General features: G+C 68.6%; 20 protein-coding genes and 4 tRNA genes. 19 read left to right on the top strand and 5 right to left on the bottom strand.

What is annotated here, in order from left to right; all coding sequences use genetic code 11:
* From E5198_RS16815 to E5198_RS16805, 3 genes are all read left to right on the top strand, one after another.
* The coding region (locus E5198_RS16815) for a hypothetical protein (RefSeq protein WP_136491117.1) at window positions 1-301 on the top strand (301 nt) is incomplete at its 5' end.
* On the top strand, window positions 298-1,047 hold the full coding sequence (locus tag E5198_RS16810) for a DUF364 domain-containing protein (RefSeq protein ID WP_136491116.1): 750 nt from the start codon (window positions 298-300) through the stop codon (window positions 1,045-1,047). The genes E5198_RS16815 and E5198_RS16810, both read left to right, overlap by 4 nt.
* Window positions 1,044-1,463, top strand: coding sequence for a hypothetical protein (locus tag E5198_RS16805; RefSeq protein ID WP_256659177.1), 420 nt, complete (start codon window positions 1,044-1,046; stop codon window positions 1,461-1,463). Before E5198_RS16810 ends, E5198_RS16805 begins: the two co-directional genes overlap by 4 nt.
* 50 nt (window positions 1,464-1,513) lie before the next feature.
* On the opposite strand, the gene E5198_RS16800 is transcribed toward E5198_RS16805, so the two are convergent.
* Both E5198_RS16800 and E5198_RS16795 read right to left on the bottom strand, forming a co-directional pair.
* Entirely contained in the window at window positions 1,514-1,732 is a 219-nt protein-coding gene (locus tag E5198_RS16800) for a Nif11-like leader peptide family natural product precursor (RefSeq protein WP_136491115.1), read from the bottom strand.
* A 208-nt stretch (window positions 1,733-1,940) separates the two neighbouring features.
* A complete protein-coding gene (locus E5198_RS16795) occupies window positions 1,941-2,174 on the bottom strand; it encodes a hypothetical protein (RefSeq protein WP_136491114.1) in 234 nt (77 codons plus the stop codon).
* Between the two features lie 333 nt (window positions 2,175-2,507).
* On the opposite strand from E5198_RS16795, the gene E5198_RS16790 reads away from it, so the two are divergent.
* The 10 genes from E5198_RS16790 to E5198_RS16745 all read left to right on the top strand — a co-directional run bounded on the left by E5198_RS16790 (window position 2,508) and on the right by E5198_RS16745 (window position 10,839).
* Entirely contained in the window at window positions 2,508-2,831 is a 324-nt protein-coding gene (locus E5198_RS16790; RefSeq protein ID WP_136491113.1) for an iron-sulfur cluster assembly accessory protein, read from the top strand.
* Between the two features lie 57 nt (window positions 2,832-2,888).
* Window positions 2,889-3,854 carry a Fe-S cluster assembly protein NifU gene (gene nifU / locus E5198_RS16785; protein ID WP_136491112.1) on the top strand — a complete coding sequence of 322 codons (966 nt, stop codon included), beginning with the start codon at window positions 2,889-2,891 and terminating at the stop codon, window positions 3,852-3,854.
* A gap of 1 nt (window position 3,855) precedes the next feature.
* Entirely contained in the window at window positions 3,856-5,061 is a 1,206-nt protein-coding gene (gene nifS, locus E5198_RS16780; RefSeq protein ID WP_136491111.1) for a cysteine desulfurase NifS, read from the top strand.
* Window positions 5,062-5,104: 43 nt separating this feature from the next.
* Window positions 5,105-6,256 carry a homocitrate synthase gene (gene nifV, locus E5198_RS16775; RefSeq protein WP_136491110.1) on the top strand — a complete coding sequence of 384 codons (1,152 nt, stop codon included), beginning with the start codon at window positions 5,105-5,107 and terminating at the stop codon, window positions 6,254-6,256.
* Complete coding sequence (cysE, locus tag E5198_RS16770) at window positions 6,253-7,002, top strand: serine O-acetyltransferase (RefSeq protein ID WP_136491109.1); 750 nt, start codon at window positions 6,253-6,255, stop codon at window positions 7,000-7,002. Before nifV ends, cysE begins: the two co-directional genes overlap by 4 nt.
* A gap of 36 nt (window positions 7,003-7,038) precedes the next feature.
* Entirely contained in the window at window positions 7,039-7,386 is a 348-nt protein-coding gene (gene nifW / locus E5198_RS16765) for a nitrogenase-stabilizing/protective protein NifW (protein WP_136491108.1), read from the top strand.
* Window positions 7,387-7,403: 17 nt separating this feature from the next.
* Entirely contained in the window at window positions 7,404-7,874 is a 471-nt protein-coding gene (locus tag E5198_RS16760) for a nitrogen fixation protein NifZ (protein ID WP_136491107.1), read from the top strand.
* On the top strand, window positions 7,864-8,745 hold the full coding sequence (gene nifM / locus E5198_RS16755) for a nitrogen fixation protein NifM (protein WP_136491106.1): 882 nt from the start codon (window positions 7,864-7,866) through the stop codon (window positions 8,743-8,745). The genes E5198_RS16760 and nifM overlap by 11 nt, the downstream gene beginning before the upstream one ends.
* Complete coding sequence (gene clpX, locus E5198_RS16750; RefSeq protein WP_136491105.1) at window positions 8,738-10,069, top strand: ATP-dependent Clp protease ATP-binding subunit ClpX; 1,332 nt, start codon at window positions 8,738-8,740, stop codon at window positions 10,067-10,069. The genes nifM and clpX overlap by 8 nt, the downstream gene beginning before the upstream one ends.
* A gap of 227 nt (window positions 10,070-10,296) precedes the next feature.
* On the top strand, window positions 10,297-10,839 hold the full coding sequence (locus E5198_RS16745; protein WP_136491104.1) for a flavodoxin: 543 nt from the start codon (window positions 10,297-10,299) through the stop codon (window positions 10,837-10,839).
* A gap of 231 nt (window positions 10,840-11,070) precedes the next feature.
* Here E5198_RS16745 and E5198_RS16740 read toward each other — a convergent pair.
* Window positions 11,071-11,147 (bottom strand) — tRNA-Pro (locus tag E5198_RS16740).
* A gap of 122 nt (window positions 11,148-11,269) precedes the next feature.
* Window positions 11,270-11,346, bottom strand: a tRNA-Pro gene (locus E5198_RS16735).
* 173 nt (window positions 11,347-11,519) lie between these two features.
* On the opposite strand from E5198_RS16735, the gene moaB reads away from it, so the two are divergent.
* The 3 genes from moaB to E5198_RS16720 all read left to right on the top strand — a co-directional run bounded on the left by moaB (window position 11,520) and on the right by E5198_RS16720 (window position 14,430).
* On the top strand, window positions 11,520-12,059 hold the full coding sequence (gene moaB, locus E5198_RS16730; RefSeq protein WP_136491103.1) for a molybdenum cofactor biosynthesis protein B: 540 nt from the start codon (window positions 11,520-11,522) through the stop codon (window positions 12,057-12,059).
* The gene (glp, locus tag E5198_RS16725) at window positions 12,056-13,252 is read left to right on the top strand and encodes a gephyrin-like molybdotransferase Glp (protein WP_136491102.1); all 1,197 of its coding nucleotides are present in this window, start codon (window positions 12,056-12,058) and stop codon (window positions 13,250-13,252) included. The genes moaB and glp overlap by 4 nt, the downstream gene beginning before the upstream one ends.
* A gap of 101 nt (window positions 13,253-13,353) precedes the next feature.
* Window positions 13,354-14,430, top strand: a complete 1,077-nt coding sequence (locus tag E5198_RS16720; protein WP_136491101.1) for an NAD(P)-dependent alcohol dehydrogenase — start codon at window positions 13,354-13,356, stop codon at window positions 14,428-14,430.
* Window positions 14,431-14,469: 39 nt separating this feature from the next.
* Here the strand turns inward: E5198_RS16720 and E5198_RS16715 are convergent, their stop codons facing one another.
* Window positions 14,470-15,468, bottom strand: coding sequence for a hypothetical protein (locus tag E5198_RS16715; protein ID WP_136491100.1), 999 nt, complete (start codon window positions 15,466-15,468; stop codon window positions 14,470-14,472).
* A 165-nt stretch (window positions 15,469-15,633) separates the two neighbouring features.
* Here E5198_RS16715 and gltX point away from each other — a divergent pair, with 165 nt between their 5' ends.
* The 3 genes from gltX (at window position 15,634) to E5198_RS16700 (ending at window position 17,525) form a co-directional block, all read left to right on the top strand.
* Window positions 15,634-17,115, top strand: a complete 1,482-nt coding sequence (gene gltX, locus E5198_RS16710; protein WP_136491099.1) for a glutamate--tRNA ligase — start codon at window positions 15,634-15,636, stop codon at window positions 17,113-17,115.
* Between the two features lie 212 nt (window positions 17,116-17,327).
* Window positions 17,328-17,403, top strand: a tRNA-Ala gene (locus tag E5198_RS16705).
* A 49-nt stretch (window positions 17,404-17,452) separates the two neighbouring features.
* A tRNA-Glu gene (locus E5198_RS16700) sits at window positions 17,453-17,525 on the top strand.
* Window positions 17,526-17,527 lie beyond the last annotated feature (2 nt).

Raw genomic sequence — 17,527 nt, 5'->3', positions numbered from 1 at the left:
CTGCCTGGCGCGCGCCGGCGTCGATGCGCCGCTGGCGGTGGCCGGCACGCCGCCGGCGCGCGGCGAGCTGCGCGAGGATCCCTACGACCACAGCCAGGCGCTGTACGCCGAGTGGCGCGATGCGGGCGGCGCGCTGCTGGGCAGCCTGCTGGTGCACGCCGACGGCCAGGCCTTCGCCGAGTTCGACGTGATGCTGGCCCATCCGCGCCGGCCGCAGTGGGTCATCGAGGCGGTCACCGCCTGGGGCCGCGTCGGCGCGCTGAAGAGCGAGCTGCGCCTGCTGCCGGCGCTCGGCTCATGAGCGCCGTCTACGACTGGCTGCTGGCCAGCGCCAGCAGTCACGAGCCGGTACAGGGCGTGCTGCTCGGCCTGAACTGGACCCTGGCCGAGAGCGCCGGCGGTTGCGGCTTCGCCTTCAGCCCGCGGCAGGTGCCGCGCACCCTCGGCTGGGCCGGCACCCTGGCCGGTCGCCCGGCCGCCGAGCTGCGGCCCTGGCTGCGCTCCTGGGATGCCGCCGAGGCGGCGGTGGGGCTGGCCGTGCTCAATGCCGGAATCAACGCGCGTTCGCCCTGCCTGGCCGAGGCCATGCCGCTGCGCGGCGAGGCGCCCGGTCACCTGCGGGTGTTCGAGCACTTCCGCGCGCAGCTGGAGGGGCAGCGGGTGGCGGTGATCGGCCGCTATCCGGGGCTGGAGCGGCTGTGGCACGACCTCGACTACCAGTGCCTGGAGCGCCAGCCCCTGGACGGCGACCTGCCGGACAGCGCCGCCGAGTTCGTCCTGCCGCAGGCCGACTGGGTGTTCGTCACCGCCAGCAGCCTGGCCAACAAGACCCTGCCGCGCCTGCTCGAACTGTCGCGCCAGGCGCGGGTGGTGCTGATGGGGCCGAGCCTGCCGTGGCTGGAAGGTTGGCGGCAGTTCGGCGTCGACTACCTGGCCGGCGTGCGGGTGCAGGATGCCCATGCGGCCTGGCGGGTGGCGGCCGAGGGCGGCGGCACCCGGCTGTTCGCCGGCCCGGTGGAATACGCCCTGCTGGAGTTGCAGCCATGAGCGACGCAGCCGCACTGGCCTGGCGCATGCTGGTCTGCCACAAGCATCCGGTCAGCGCGCGCCTGCGCTTCCTGATCCCCGAGCAGGGCGGGGTGGTGCTGCCGCAGCCGCTGCCGCGCCTGGCCGTGTTCGCCGCGCCGGGCGCCGAGGCGCCGGTGCAGAGCCACCCGGCCAGCGCCCTGCGCCAGCTGCAGGAGCTCCTCGGCATCCAGCCGGCGCTGGAGCTGGTCGGCGAATTCCATCTGCATCTGGAGGTGCCCGGACTGCTGCTGCCGGTCTACCTGGCCGCGCTGCCGGGCCATGAGCTGTGCCCGCCGCCGTCCGGCACCCGCTGGATCGAGCTGCCGCAGAGCATCGGCATGCCCTGGCTCGACCGTGAGCTGCTGCGTCGGGTCTACGAGGTGCTGCTCGGCTGAGTCCCGGCCCGGCGAGGCGCTGCCTGCTCCCCGCCGGGCCGTCTGGCGCCTCAGGCGCGCAGCAGCGCCTTGACCAGCTTGGCCGACAGCTGGTCCTCGGTGAACTGCGGCTCGTTCGGCGGGTAAAGGGCATCCTCGACAATGGTGAAGCCGGCCTCCTTGGCCAGGCCGATCATCTCGCGCACTTTTTCGCAGGTTTTCAGCTTCTCGCCCAGGCCCGGGTCGGCCTTGGCCTGCTCCGAGAAGGCTTTGATTTCCTTGATGGACATACGGCTCTCTCTGTCACGGTGGAAGGGATGGCCAGGGCCGCGGCGGTGGGCCATGGGATGCCCGTGCCGGCCGCCGCGGACCTTGCCGAGTCTCCTGGGTGCAACCCGGATGCCAAGAAAAAGACATTGGATATCAATGAGTTGAATAACGCGCATTGTCGCGTTGGCGCCAATCGCACAGACGGAGTTTGCAGCATTGCACACAGCTTCAGCGCGGCATGGCCGGGCTGAAGCTGTAGAAGGCCTGCCCTTCGCAGTGCTCGTCATTGCGCACGATGCGGTGGATCAGCCAGCGGCCGTCGCGCAGCAGCCAGGCCGCCAGCGATTCGCCGTACAGCGTGCAGACGTAGAACTCCTCGTCGTCGTCCGTGCGCAGCTCCTCGACGCGGAAGTCGTGGGTGTAGTAGCAGGCCACCTGGTTGGCAATGCCGATAACCGCCACGCCCCGGCGCGTAGGTGCGGCGGGGACGCCCGCGTGCCTGCTGTTGCCGGGTGAGGCCGCAGAGGGCGCATGGAGCTGAGGGTGCTGCTCGTCCGGGGTGGCGTGGCGCCGGTGACGGCCGCCGCGGTTGCGACACCGGCGGGGCCGGCAGGTCCTGTCGCAAACCCGACAACGGCGCTCGTCGGTCTTGTTCGCGACAGCGCGGGAACCCCACAAAAAGTCTCAACTCTCTGATTTTAAATGGAATTTGTATTCAGAAGGGCACTGGCATATGGCTTGCAACTTCCCTGGCAACGGTTGGCCAGGCCACCGCACAGCTGAGGAGACAAGCCGATGATCATCATGACCGACAGCGCCAAGACCGCCGTCAACCGTTTCATCAGCAGCAGCGCCAAGCCGATTGCCGGCCTGCGCATTCGCGTCGAGGGTGGCGGCTGCTCCGGACTCAAGTACAGCCTCAAGCTGGAGGAGGAGGGCAGCCAGGGCGACCAGGCCGTCGACTGCGGCGGCATCACCCTGCTGGTCGACGAGACCAGCGCCCCGCTGCTCGAGGGCGTGACCATGGACTTCGTCGAGAGCATGGAAGGCAGCGGCTTCACCTTCGTCAATCCGAACGCCAGCAGCAGCTGCAGTTGCGGCAAGTCCTTCGCCTGCTAAGACATCGAAGTCGCCGGCGACGACCGGCGATCCAGGAATCACCGGAGATCAGCCGTCATGTGGGATTACTCGGAAAAGGTCAAAGAACACTTCTACAACCCGAAGAACGCCGGTGCGGTGGCCGAGGCCAACGCCATCGGCGACGTCGGTTCGCTGAGCTGCGGCGACGCGCTGCGCCTGACCCTCAAGGTCGACCCGGCCACCGACGTCATCCTCGACGCCGGCTTCCAGACCTTCGGCTGCGGCTCGGCGATCGCATCAAGCTCGGCTCTCACCGAGATGATCAAGGGCCTCACCGTCGACCAGGCGCTGAAGATCAGCAACCAGGACATCGCCGACTTCCTCGACGGCCTGCCGCCGGAGAAGATGCACTGCTCGGTGATGGGCCGCGAGGCCCTGCAGGCCGCGGTGGCCAACTACCGCGGCGAGGAGCTGGAGGACGACCACGAGGAAGGCGCGCTGGTCTGCAAGTGCTTCGCCGTCGACGAGGTGATGGTCCGCGAAACCATTCGTGCCAACCAGCTGTCCAGCGTCGAGGACGTCACCAACTACACCAAGGCCGGCGGCGGCTGCTCGGCCTGCCACGAGGGTATCGAGCGCCTGCTCAGCGAGGAACTGGCCGCCCGCGGCGAGGTTTTCGTCGCCGCGCCGACCAAGGCCAAGAGCAAGTCGAAGTCCGGCTTGGTCAACCTCAACGCCCCGGCCCCCGCGCCGGCGCAGGCGGCCCCTGCCGAGGCCGCCCCCGCAGCGCCGAAGATGACCAACCTGCAGCGCATCCGCCGCATCGAGACGGTCCTCGAGTCGATCCGCCCGACCCTGCAGCGCGACCACGGCGACGTCGAGCTGCTCGAGGTCGACGGCCGGAACGTCTACGTCAAGCTGACCGGCGCCTGCACCGGCTGCCAGATGGCCAGCATGACCCTGTCCGGCATCCAGCAGCGGCTGATCGAGGAGCTCGGCGAGTTCGTCAAGGTGATCCCGGTCAGCGCCCAGGCTGCCGCCCACGCGCAACTGGAGGTGTGACATGGCCGACGTCTATCTCGACAACAACGCCACCACCCGTGTCGACGACGAGGTGGTCCAGGCCATGCTGCCGTTCTTCACCGAGCAGTTCGGCAATCCCTCGTCGCTGCACGGCTTCGGCAATCGCGTCGGCCTGGCGCTGAAGCAGGCGCGGCAGAGCGTGCAGAAGCTGCTCGGCGCCGAGCACGACTCGGAGATCGTCTTCACCTCCTGCGGCACCGAGGCCGACTCCAGCGCGATCCTCTCGGCGCTCAAGGCCCAGCCCGAGCGCAGGACGATCATCACCACGGTGGTCGAGCACCCGGCGATCCTCAGCCTGTGCGACCACCTGGCCGGCGAAGGCTATACGGTGCACAAGCTCAAGGTGGACAAGCGCGGCCGCCTGGATCTGGCCGAGTACGCCAGCCTGCTCTCCGACGACGTGGCCATCGTTTCGGTGATGTGGGCCAACAACGAGACCGGTACCCTGTTCCCGGTGCTGGAGATGGCGCAGATGGCCGACGACGCCGGCATCATGTTCCACACCGACGCGGTGCAGGCGGTCGGCAAGGTGCCGATGAATCTGCAGGACAGCGCCATCCACATGCTCTCGCTGTCCGGCCACAAGCTGCATGCGCCCAAGGGCATCGGCGTGCTCTACCTGCGCCGCGGCACCCGCTTCCGCCCGCTGCTGCGCGGCGGCCACCAGGAGCGCGGCCGCCGCGCCGGCACCGAGAACGCCGCCTCGATCGTCGGCCTGGGCGTCGCCGCCGAGCGTGCGCTGCAGTTCATGGAACACGAGAACAGCGAGGTGGCGCGCCTGCGCGACAAGCTGGAGGCCGGCATCCTCGCCCAGGTGCCCTACGCCTTCGTCACCGGTGATCCGGGCAACCGCCTGCCCAACACCGCCAACATCGCCTTCGAGTACATCGAGGGCGAGGCGATCCTGCTGCTGCTCAACAAGGTCGGCATCGCCGCCTCCAGCGGCTCGGCGTGCACCTCGGGCTCGCTGGAGCCCTCCCACGTGATGCGCGCCATGGACATTCCCTACACCGCCGCCCACGGCACGGTGCGCTTCTCGCTGTCGCGCTACACCACCGAGGCGGAGATCGACCGGGTGATCGCCGCGGTGCCGCCGATCGTCGCCCAGCTGCGCAAGCTGTCGCCCTACTGGAGCGGCAACGGCCCGGTCGAGGCCGACCAGGCGTTCGCTCCGGTCTACGCCTGAGCGGCACCCTCGCGAGCAGGCCCATCCGCACAGGAGAGCAGTCATGGCCAGCGTGATCATCGACGACACCACCCTGCGTGACGGCGAGCAGAGCGCCGGCGTGGCCTTCACCCCCGAGGAGAAGCTGGCCATCGCCCGGGCGCTGGCCGATCTGGGCGTGCCCGAGCTGGAGATCGGCATCCCCAGCATGGGCGAGGAGGAGCGCGAGGTGATGCGCGCCATCGCCGCCCTCGGCTTGCCTTCACGCCTGTTGGCCTGGTGCCGGCTGTGCGACACCGATCTGGCCGCCGCGCGTGACAGCGGGGTGGGCATGGTCGACCTGTCGCTGCCGGTCTCCGACCTGATGCTGCGCCACAAGCTCGGCCGCGACCGCGCCTGGGCGCTGGCCGAGGTGGCGCGGCTGGTCGGCGCGGCGCGCCTGGCCGGGCTGGAGGTGTGCCTGGGCTGCGAGGACGCCTCGCGCGCCGACATGGACTTCGTGGTGCGCGTCGCCCACGTCGCCCAGGCCGCCGGCGCGCGGCGCCTGCGCTTCGCCGACACCGTGGGGGTGATGGAGCCGTTCGGCATGCTCGAGCGCTTCCGCTTCCTGCGTGCGCGCCTCGACCTCGAGCTGGAGGTACACGCCCACGACGACTTCGGCCTGGCCACCGCCAACACGGTGGCGGCGGTGATGGGCGGCGCCAGCCACCTCAACACCACGGTCAACGGCCTCGGCGAGCGCGCCGGCAACGCCGCGCTGGAGGAGTGCGCGCTGGCCCTCAAGCATCTCTACGACATCGACTGCGGCATCGACACCCGCGGCATCCCGGCGATCTCGGCGCTGGTCGAGCAGGCCTCCGGGCGCCAGGTGGCCTGGCAGAAGAGCGTGGTCGGCGCCGGGGTGTTCACCCACGAGGCGGGCATCCACGTCGACGGCCTGCTCAAGCACCGGCGCACCTACGAGGGGCTCAATCCCGACGAGCTGGGCCGCAGCCACAGCCTGGTGCTGGGCAAGCATTCCGGGGCGCACCTGGTGCGCAGCCGCTACCGCGAGCTGGGCATCGAGCTGGACGAGGTGCAGTGCCAGCTGCTGCTCGGCCGCATCCGCGCCTTCTCCACCCGCAGCAAGCGCGAGCCGCAGGCCGCCGAGCTGCTGGAGTTCCACTGCCAGCTCGGCGAGGCGGTCGCGGTATGCGCCGCAGGGGGCCGGGCATGAGCCTGCTCGCCGAATGGCGCGACGACGTGCGCTGCGTGTTCCAGCGCGATCCGGCGGCGCGCACCACCTTCGAGGTGCTCACCACCTATCCCGGGGTGCACGCCATCCTCATCTACCGCCTGGCCCATCGCCTGTGGCGCTCCGGCTGGCGCTATCCGGCGCGGCTGCTGGCGTTCGTGGCGCGGCTGGTGAGCAACGTCGACATCCATCCCGGCGCGGTGATCGGCCCGCGCTTCTTCATCGATCACGGCGCCGGCGTGGTGATCGGCGAGACCGCCGAGATCGGCCAGGACGTGACCCTCTACCACGGCGTCACCCTCGGCGGCACCAGCTGGCGCAAGGGCAAGCGCCATCCGACCCTGGGCGACGGCGTGCTGGTCGGCGCCGGGGCGAAGATCCTCGGGCCGATCAGCATCGGCGCCGGCGCGCGGGTCGGCGCCAACTCGGTGGTGGTGCAGGACGTGCCGCACGGCTGCACGGTGGTCGGCATCCCCGGCAAGGTGGTGCGCCTGCGCGAGGCCGGACGGCCCAACCCCTACGGCATCGACCTCGACCACCATCTGATTCCCGACCCGGTCGGCAAGGCCATCGCCTGCCTGCTCGAGCGCATCGACAGCCTGGAGCAGCAGGTGGAGCAGGCCGGCCTGGTCGCCGCCGGCCGCCAGCAGCAGTTCTACCAGGCCTGCGCCCCCGACAACGCCATCTGCGACAGCGACTGCGCCGGCGGTGCGCGGTCGCGTTGCTGACCCTTTCCCCACTGCGGCCACCGCGGAGACACGACCATGACCGTACAGCGCTATTCCCCGGATTCCGACCTGCCTCTGGACGAGGCCATGGAGGAGCTGGTCTCGGCCGAGGACTTCCTCGACTTCTTCGGCGTGCCCTTCGAGCAGAGCGTGGTGCACATCAACCGCCTGCACATCATGCAGCGCTACCACAACTACCTGAGCCAGGCCGGCGATCTCGAATCCCATGCCGACGAGGTGCGCGCCGCGGTCTACCGCCAGCTGCTGACGCGCGCCTACCAGGACTTCGTCGCCTCCGACGCGCTGACCGAGAAGGTGTTCAAGGTGTTCCGCATGCACGAGCCGCAGACCACCTTCGTCTCCGTCGACCAGTTGCTGGGCTGAAGCCGAGGAGAGCCGCCATGAGCCTGCCGCAATTCGAGTATGGCGACGAGGTGCGGGTGGTGCGCAACGTACGCAACGACGGCACCTATCCGGGCATGGACACCGGCAGCCTGCTGATCCGCCGCGGCTCGGTGGGCTGCGTGTACGACGTCGGCACCTACCTGCAGGACCAACTGATCTACCGCGTGCACTTCCTCGACTCGGGGCGCACGGTCGGCTGCCGCGAGGAGGAGCTGATCCCCGCCGGCGACCCCTGGGTGCCCAGCCGGTTCGAGTTCCGCGACAACGTGATGGCCACCCGCAGCTTCGCCGTGCGCGGCGAGGTGGTGGTGGCCAAGGGCCAGGTCGGCAGCGTGATGAAGGTGCTGCGCGACCTGCCGGAGGGCGTGCAGTACCACGTGCACTTCGGCAACGGCCGGGTGCTGCAGATACCCGAGCAGAGCCTCTGCCTGGCCGAGCCACAGCCGGAGGTGGTCGATGAGCAATGAACCGAACCCGATCCAGGGCGACAGCCGCTACTACCTGCTGCGCGTGGCCCACGAGCAGTTCGGCTGCGAACCGGCCCGCCTCGGCGCCGAGCAGCGCCAGCAGGCCGAGCGCATCGTCGGCCGCCAGCTGCGCATCGAGGCGGCGGTGCTGGCCAGCCCCGAGGCGCGGGGCGTGGTGATTCCCGACGGCCAGGTCGAGCAGGCGCTGGCGCGCATCGCCGAGCGCTACGCGGACGCGGCGGCGCTGGATCAGGCGCTGGCCGCCAACGATCTCGACAAGGCGCTGCTGCGCCTGATGCTGGCCCGCGAGCTGAAGGTCGAGGCGATCCTCGAGCGGGTCTGCGCCGGCCTGGCGCCGCTCGGCGACACCGAGCTCTCCCTCTACTACTTCAACCATCCCGAGCAGTTCGCCCGCCCCGAGGCGCGCGCGGCGCGGCACATCCTGATCACCATCAACCCGGACTTCGCGGAGAACACCCGCGACGCCGCGCGTGCGCGCCTCGAGGCGATCGGCAAGCGCCTGCGCAGCAAGCCCGAGCGCTTCGCCGAACAGGCGCTCAAGCACTCCGAGTGCCCCACTGCGCTGAACGGCGGCCAGCTCGGCCAGGTCGTCCCCGGCACCCTGTACGCCGAGCTGGAGTCCTGCCTGTACGCCCTCGGCGAAGGCGAGCTGAGCGGCGTGGTGGAGTCGCCGCTGGGCTTCCACCTGCTGCGCTGCGACGCCATCGTCCCGGCGCGGCGCATCGCCCTCGAGGACGCCCTGCCGCGTCTGCGCGAGCGGCTCGAGAAACGCCAGCGCAAGGCCTTCCAGCGCCAGTGGCTGGAGCGCCTGCTGCATTCCAACGCCTGCGTGGAGAACGCCCATGGCTGATACCGAGACTCCCTGCTGTTCCTTCTGCGGCGCGGCCAAGAGCCCGACGCTGCCCCTGATCGCCGGCAACGAGGGCTGCATCTGCGAGGCCTGCGTCAACCTCGCCCATCAGGTGGTGAGCAGCTGGGGCCAGCGCCGCAAGCTGCAGCAGCTGGCTCCGCAGCTGCGCACCCCGGCCGAGTACAAGCGCCACCTCGACGAGTCGGTGATCGGCCAGGAGGCGGCCAAGGAAACCCTGGCGGTGGCGGTCTACAACCACTACCTGCGCCTGCTCAACTGCGACCGTGAGCCGTTCTGCCAGCTCGGCGAGCAGGTCGAGCTGGAGAAGTCCAACATCCTCATGGCAGGGCCGTCCGGCACCGGCAAGACCCTGCTGGTGCGCACCCTGGCGCGCATCCTCGGCGTGCCCTTTGCCTCGGCCGACGCCACCACCCTGACCCAGGCTGGCTACGTCGGCGACGACGTCGACAGCATCATCGCCCGCCTGCTCGAGGCGGCCGGCGGCGACGTGCAGCAGGCGCAGTGGGGCATCGTCTACATCGACGAGGTGGACAAGCTGGCCAGGCGCAGCGGCGGTGGCACCGCGGTGCGCGACATCTCCGGCGAGGGCGTGCAGCAGGCGCTGCTGAAGATGGTCGAGGGCACCGAGGTGCGCATCGCCAAGTCGGGACGGCGCAGCGAGCACGGCGAGGAGCAGGTGGTCGACACCCGCAACATCCTGTTCATCGCCGGCGGCGCCTTTCCCGGCCTCGAGGAGCTGGTGCGTGGCCGCCTGCAGCCCAAAAGTGGCGGCATCGGCTTCCACGCCCAGCCGCCGCGCCAGGAAAAGGCCAGCATCAACCAGCTGCTCGCCGCGCTGCTGCCGGACGACCTGCACGAGTTCGGCCTGATCCCCGAGTTCATCGGCCGCTTCCCGATCATCACCTTTCTCCAGGAGCTCGACCACGCCACCCTGCTGCGCATCCTCAGCGAGCCGCGCAACGCGCTGGTCAAGCAGTACCGGCAGCTGTTCGCCTACCAGGGGGTGAAGCTGGAGATCAGCGACGCGGCGCTCGGCCACATCGCCGACCAGGCGCTGATCCGCAGGACCGGCGCCCGCGGCCTGCGCGCGGTACTCGAGGCCGCCCTGCAGCAGACCATGTTCGACATGCCGTCGCTGCCGCGCCTGCGCGCCTGCACCCTCGATCTGGTGGCGGACGGGGAGGGTGAGCGTCTCGCGGTGCGCCAGACCCTCGCCGAAGAGGGTGAGGCGCAGGTGGCTCGCGGCGACGCGGCGGGCGCCGAAGCGCAGGCGGCGCCGTCGCGGGCGGCCCTCGACCTGTGACTGTGGCAAAGCCGACAGGGTCGCCCGGCTGTGCGTCGGCCGCCTGTCGGCTTTGCGACAAGCGTCCCGGGTGCAGATTGAAAGTTCTTTTAGATCAATGAGTTAGCGGTTGTCTACCAAGGCGCTGGGCTGGCCTGCTTCCTGCAGTTGCTCAAGGGCCAGCCTGGTTCGAGCCGAGGCCGGCAGCCCCGCACGACGGATCCCATGCACGCAGTTAGAGGTGAGATATGGCCAGGATTGGACTGTTCTTCGGCAGCAACACCGGCAAGACCCGCAAGGTCGCCAAGATGATCAAGAAACGCTTCGACGACGACACCATGGCCGATGCGCTGAACGTCAACCGCGCTTCGGCGGAGGATGTGGCCCAGTACCAGTACCTGATCATCGGCACGCCGACCCTGGGTGACGGCGAGCTGCCGGGCCTGTCGGCCGATTGCGAGAACGAGAGCTGGGAGGAGTTCCTGCCCAAGCTGGAGGGCGTCGACCTCAGCGGCAAGACCGTGGCGCTGTTCGGCCTGGGCGACCAGGTCGGCTATCCCGGCGAGTTCCTCAACGCCATGGGCATCCTCTACGACTTCGTTGTCGAGCGCGGCGCCAAGGTAGTCGGTGCCTGGCCGACCGAGGGCTACGAGTTCGAGGCCTCCGAGGCGGTGCGTGACGGCCAGTTCGTCGGCCTGGCCCTCGACCTGGACAACCAGAGCGGCCTCACCGAGGAGCGCCTGAACGTCTGGCTGAAGAGCATCGCCCCGGCCTTCGAGCTGCCGCTGTAATCCCGCCTGCCGTCCGGCCGTGGCCGGACGGATCTCCCCGGCGGCGTCCGCCGCCGCTCCCCCGCATCCCCCTCGCCGTCATCCTGCCCCGCAACGGGGCAGGCCGGTGCCCGTGTCTGAAGCACGTGCTGCACCAGTGGGCAGGGAGGAGGGGAAAATTCGCATGACGCAGAAACGACAAGGCCCGCACTGGGCGGGCCTTGTGTTGATCAGTCATGCTGATCGGGAATTTGGTCGGAGCGACTGGATTCGAACCAGCGACCTTCTCGTCCCGAACGAGACGCGCTACCAAGCTGCGCTACGCTCCGTTTTGGTGGCCCGCATTGTACCGAAAAATTCAGCCAGCACAAGGGGTTAGCAGAAACATAAAAGCCCGCGAGGGGCGGGCTTCCTGTTCGATTCAGCGAATCGCTTCGCTGCTTCGGGAATTTGGTCGGAGCGACTGGATTCGAACCAGCGACCTTCTCGTCCCGAACGAGACGCGCTACCAAGCTGCGCTACGCTCCGTTTTGGTGGGGCGCATTCTACAGAAAAACCGTGAGAGCACAAGGGGTTAGCTTGAAAAAAATGAGAATTGCGCTGGCGGGAGGGGACAGCGCGCAACCGCGTGCACCTGGCCCGGTTGGTGCTATAAAGCCGGTCAGCCGTTTTTCATCCCGCCCCCCTGCACGGAGCCTTCCATGAGCCAGCACGCCGATAGCGTTTTCGTCCCCCTCAACGTCGCCGTCCTCACCGTCAGCGACACCCGCAGCCTGGACACCGACACCTCCGGCGGCCTGCTGGTCGAGCGCCTGCAGGCCGCGGGGCACCACCTGGCGGCGCGCGTGCTGCTCAGGGACGACCTCTACCGCATCCGCGCCCAGGTGGCGCAGTGGATCGCCGAGGACGCGGTGCAGGTGGTGCTGATCACCGGCGGCACCGGCTTCACCGGCCGCGACAGCACCCCGGAGGCGGTGGCCTGCCTGCTCGACAAGCAGGTGGACGGCTTCGGCGAGCTGTTCCGGCAGATATCCTTCGACGACATCGGCACCTCGACCATCCAGTCGCGCGCGCTGGCCGGCCTCGCCAACGGCACCCTGGTGTGCTGCCTGCCGGGTTCGACCAACGCCTGCCGCACCGCCTGGGACGGCATCCTCGCCAACCAGCTGGACGCCCGCCACCGCCCGTGCAACTTCGTCGCCCACCTCAAGCAGGCGCCGGCCTGCGGGACCCGCGGATGAGCGCGCTGTTGCCGCTGGAGCAGGCGCTGGAGCGCCTGCTGGCCCAGGCCGCGGCCGAGCCGCTCGTCGACAGCGAGGTGGTCGTGGCCGCCGCGGCGGCCGGTCGGGTGCTGGCCGAGGCGCTGGTCAGCGCTATCGACCTGCCGCCCTGGCCGAACAGCGCCATGGACGGCTACGCCCTGCGCCTGGCCGACTGGACCGGCCAACCGCTGGCGGTGAGCCAGCAGGTGTTCGCCGGTCAGGCGCCGGGTCCGCTGGCACCCGGCAGCTGCGCGCGCATCTTCACCGGCGCGCCGCTGCCGCAAGGCGCCGACACCGTGGAGATGCAGGAGAACGTCGAGGTGCTGGCCGATGGCCGGGTGCGCTTCCTCGAGCCGCTGCGCGAAGGGCGCAACGTGCGCCCGCAGGGCCAGGAGGTGCGCGCCGGCGAGACGCTGCTGGAAGCCGGCACTCTTTTGGGACCGGTGGAGCTGGGACTGATCGCTTCCATCGGCGCCGCCCAGGTGGTGGTGCGCCGCCGGCCGCGGGTGGCGCTGCTGTCCACCGGCGACGAACTCATCGAGCCGGGACGGTCGCTGGGCGCCGGGCAGATCTACAACAGCAACCGCGCCCTGCTCGCCGCCGCCCTCGAACGCCTCGGCTGCGAGGTGCAGGACGCCGGCATCCTGCCCGACGACCTGGCACGCACCCGCGAGCGACTGGCCGCGCTGGGCGACGCCGACCTGATCCTCTCCACCGGCGGCGTGTCGGTGGGCGAGGCGGATTGTCTCGGCCGGGTGCTGCGCGAGGAGGGCGAGCTGACCCTGTGGAAGCTGGCGCTCAAGCCCGGCAAGCCGCTGACCTGCGGCCGCTACCGCGGCACGCCGCTGATCGGCCTGCCCGGCAACCCGGCGGCGACCCTGGTGACCTTCGCCCTGCTGGTGCGCCCCTACCTGCTGCGCCGCCTCGGCGTGGCGCGTCTGGAGCCGTTGCGCTTCGCCGTGCCGGCCGGCTTCGCCTGGCCGAAGGCGGGCGGGCGCCGCGAGTTCCTGCGCGCGCGGCTGGAGCAGGGCAGGGCGCTGCTCTACCCCAACCAGAGTTCCGGGGTGCTGCGCAGCGCCGCCTGGGCCGACGGTCTGGTGGAGGTGCGCGAGGGCACCACCCTGGCCGAAGGCGAGGCGGTGACCTTCATCCCGCTGGCGGGGCTGATCTGAGCCGGCCATGACCCCGGGCATGCTCTTGTCATCCGGCTTCGACTAGAGTCAAAGGCTGTTGGCCGGGCTGACCGGCGCCATTCTCAGCAAGGAGTGTTGCGATGACCATGATGAAAGCCGCCGTCTTCGTCGAGCCCGGACGCATCGAGCTGGTCGACAAGCCGATCCCGCCGGTGGGCCCCAACGACGCGCTGGTGCGCATCACCACCACCACCATCTGCGGTACCGACGTGCACATCCTCAAGGGTGAGTATCCGGTAGAGAAGGGGCTGACCATCGGCCACGAGCCGGTGGGCATCATCGAGAAGCTCGGCAGCAACGTGCAGGGTTATCAGGAGGGCCAGCGGGTGATCGCCGGGGCGATCTGCCCGAGCTTCACCTCCTACGCCTGCCAGGACGGCTACCCGTCCCAGGACGGCGGCTGCTCCTGCCACGGCTACAAGCCGATGGGCGGCTGGCGCTTCGGCAACACCATCGACGGCACCCAGGCCGAGTACGTGCTGGTGCCGGACGCCCAGGCCAACCTGGCGCCGGTGCCCGACGGCCTCACCGACGAGCAGGTGCTGATGTGTCCGGACATCATGTCCACCGGCTTCGCCGGCGCCGAGGCGGCCAACATCAAGATCGGCGACGTGGTCGCGGTGTTCGCCCAGGGGCCGATCGGCCTGTGCGCCACCGCCGGCGCCAAGCTGCGCGGGGCGAGCATGATCATCGCCGTCGACGGGGTGAACGAGCGCCTGGAGATCGCCAGGCAACTGGGCGCCGACGTCACCCTCAACTTCCGCGAGGTGGACGTGGTCGACGAGATCCTCAAGCTGACCGGCGGTCGCGGCGTCGACGCTTCCATCGAGGCGCTCGGCCTGCAGTCGACCTTCGAGAACGCCCTGCGCGTGCTCAAGCCGGGCGGCACCCTGTCCAGCCTCGGCGTCTACTCCAGCGACCTGACCATCCCGCTGGGCGCCTTCCACGCCGGCCTCGGCGACAACAGGATCGTCACCTCGCTGTGCCCGGGCGGCAAGGAGCGCATGCGCCGCCTGCTCAACGTGGTGGCTTCCGGGCGCGTAGACCTCGGCGCGCTGGTCACCCACGAGTACAAGCTGGAGCAGATCGTCGACGCCTACGACCTGTTCGCGAACCAGCGCGACGGCGTGCTCAAGGTGGCGATCAAGCCGTTCTGAAACTGATGGATGAGGGGCGGATTTCGGCCCCTCATCCCCTCATAGCATGTTGCCCAGATGGCTGACCAGTCGTTCCTGGTTGGCGAAGGTCAGCTCGTACATGCTGCTCAGGCCGGCAGCCTGTTCATCGCTCAGGTCGGGACTGAAGAGGATGAACTGGCTGCGTTCGATGCCGAGGCGCTTGCGAAGCTTCAGGTACTTGTCGATGTCCTGACGAAACTCGCCGCTCTTGCATTCGATGCAGATCGGCGTCTTGCCGTCGACGAGGATGAAGACGTCTACCTCATGCAGGTCTTCGTTATCGAACACCAGGTTGAGATTGCGGGTGCAGGCTGCCGCATGCTTCTTTTCCTGGAGCATGGTGAGCGTTTTCATCAGCGCGTACCACTCCAGCCATTCGCCGGCAAAGAAACTGCGTACCGATGGAGCCGACTGGATGGTGCCGCGGCCGATCTTCTCCTGCTTCTGGTAGAAATACTTGGCGAGGAAGGTGTGCTCGTACAGGCGCTTGCAGAATGCATTGATCGCCTGACCATCCTTCTGGCTGAGGTCCCCCAGTTTCAGGCTGAAGTTGGGTACGTCCTTTTTCTGTCCCCAGCGGATCTTGCTGACGACATCGGAGAGCAGCGCATAGTTGTCACCGATTTCGACGGCGATTTCATCGAAGAAGCCCGATGTGTCCACCGCCTGGGGTGTCGGGCGCGCCTGGATCTGCCGCTGCCGGAACCACTCGACGATTGGTGCATGCTGGGCACTGTCGGCCAGTGCCGAGGTGTTGTGCAGGTCGAGCTCCGAGAGGCTGCTGTCCTTACCCTGGTGAGGTTGCGCTTGCGTGCCGGAGACTTCTGGAAGCAGGGTGCGCAGGCGTTTGAGCTCCTGCTGGAGTGCTCCGTACTGCTGCAGTACCTTGCGAATGAAAAGCGTGGTGTCGTAGGTCTGTCCTTGAGCGTTGCAGCTGGGGCAGGGGGCAGGAGTGCCAGGTGTATGGGCCACGATTTCACTGGTATGACCGCATTGGCCGCAGCGCAAGATAGGCATGTTGGACTCCGATTCATCCTTGCAGAAACGGGGGATTATAACGATCGCTTCTGGCGGAAGGTGGGGCGAGCAGCGGCAGACCGAGCGATGTGGTGTGCGGCTGGAGCGGCGGGCGCCGTGGCTGCTACCATTTCGCCTTTGCTCAACCGCTCATTCGAGAGTCCCATGACCACCGTCCGTACCCGCATCGCGCCGTCGCCCACCGGCGATCCGCACGTTGGCACCGCCTACATCGCCCTGTTCAACCTGTGCTTCGCCCGTCAGCACGGCGGCCAGTTCATCCTGCGCATCGAGGACACCGACCAGCTGCGTTCCAGCCGCGAGTCGGAGCAGCAGATCTTCGACGCCCTGCGCTGGCTGGGCATCGAGTGGGACGAGGGCCCGGATGTCGGCGGCCCGCACGGCCCGTACCGGCAGAGCGAGCGCGGCCACATCTACAAGCAGTACGCCGACGAGCTGGTCGACAAGGGCCACGCCTTCCACTGCTTCTGCAGCGCCGAGCGCCTCGATGCCGTGCGTGCCGAGCAGATGGCCAACAAGGAAACCCCGCGCTACGACGGCCACTGCATGCACCTCTCCAAGGAGGAAGCGCAGCAGCGCCTGGCCGCCGGCGAGCCCAACGTGATCCGCATGAAGGTGCCGAGCGAGGGCGTCTGCGTGGTGCCGGACCTGCTGCGCGGCGACGTGGAGATCCCCTGGGACCGCATGGACATGCAGGTGCTGATGAAGACCGACGGCCTGCCCACCTACTTCCTCGCCAACGTGGTCGACGACTACCTGATGGGCATCACCCACGTGCTGCGCGGCGAGGAGTGGCTGCCGTCGGCGCCCAAGCTGATCAAGCTGTACGAGTACTTCGGCTGGGAGCAGCCCAAGCTGGTGTACATGCCGCTGCTGCGCAATCCGGACAAGTCCAAGCTGTCCAAGCGCAAGAACCCGACCTCGATCACCTTCTACCAGCGCATGGGCTTCCTGCCCGAGGCGATGCTCAACTACCTGGGCCGCATGGGCTGGTCGATGCCGGACGAGCGCGAGAAGTTCTCCCTGGCCGAGATGATCGAGCACTTCGACGTCAGCCGCGTGTCCCTCGGCGGGCCGATCTTTGACATCGAGAAGCTGTCCTGGCTGAACGGCCAGTGGCTGCGCGAGCTGTCGGTCGAGCAGTTCGCTGCCGAGGTGCAGAAGTGGGCGCTCAACCCCGAGTACCTGATGCGGATCGCCCCGCACGCGCAAAGCCGGGTGGAGACCTTCAGCCAGCTGGCGCCGCTGGCCGGCTTCTTCTTCATGGGCGGGGTCAATCCCGATCCGAAGCTGTTCGAGCACAAGAAACTGTCGCCCGAGCAGGTGCGCCAGGTGCTGCAGCTGATCCTGTGGAAGCTGGAAGCGCTGCGCCAGTGGAACAAGGACAACATCACCGCGATCATCCAGAGGGTCGCCGAGCACCTCGGCTTCAAGCTGCGCGACGTGATGCCGCTGATCTTCCCGGCGATCACCGGCCAGGCCAGCTCGGTGTCGGTGCTCGACGCCATGGAGATACTCGGTCCCGACCTGTCGCGTTTCCGCCTGCGCCAGGCGGTCGAGCTGCTCGGCGGCGTGTCGAAGAAGGAAACCAAGGAGTGGGAGAAGCTGCTGGCGGCGATCGCCTGACCGGCCGTGCCTGGCTGGCCGTACCTGACCGGCCGTACCTGAACGACAGGGGGCGGCGGGCCCGATCCGCCGCCCTGCGCATAAGTGTTTGTTCTGCCAGCGAAAAAAAACCGAAAAAAAACGGGGCAGGTGTTGACGAGTTCTCAAAGGGCCTTTAACATTCGCCCCGCTTCACGACGAGCTGGTCTCGAAAGCGAAGCAACCACGAAAGTGGGGCTATAGCTCAGCTGGGAGAGCGCTTGCATGGCATGCAAGAGGTCGACGGTTCGATCCCGTCTAGCTCCACCAATTTCCAGCAACGCGCCAGGCGGTAGCGGCGGGTTGTACGAAGGATTGCGTCCCCTTCGTCTAGTGGCCTAGGACACCGCCCTTTCACGGCGGTAACAGGGGTTCGAGTCCCCTAGGGGACGCC

Origin of the sequence: Pseudomonas sp. A-1 (genome assembly GCF_004801855.1) — a bacterium.
In the GTDB taxonomy this organism is placed as follows: domain Bacteria; phylum Pseudomonadota; class Gammaproteobacteria; order Pseudomonadales; family Pseudomonadaceae; genus Geopseudomonas.
Note: the sequence above shows the minus strand (reverse complement) of the source record. Positions and strands in the feature narration are given on the sequence as shown.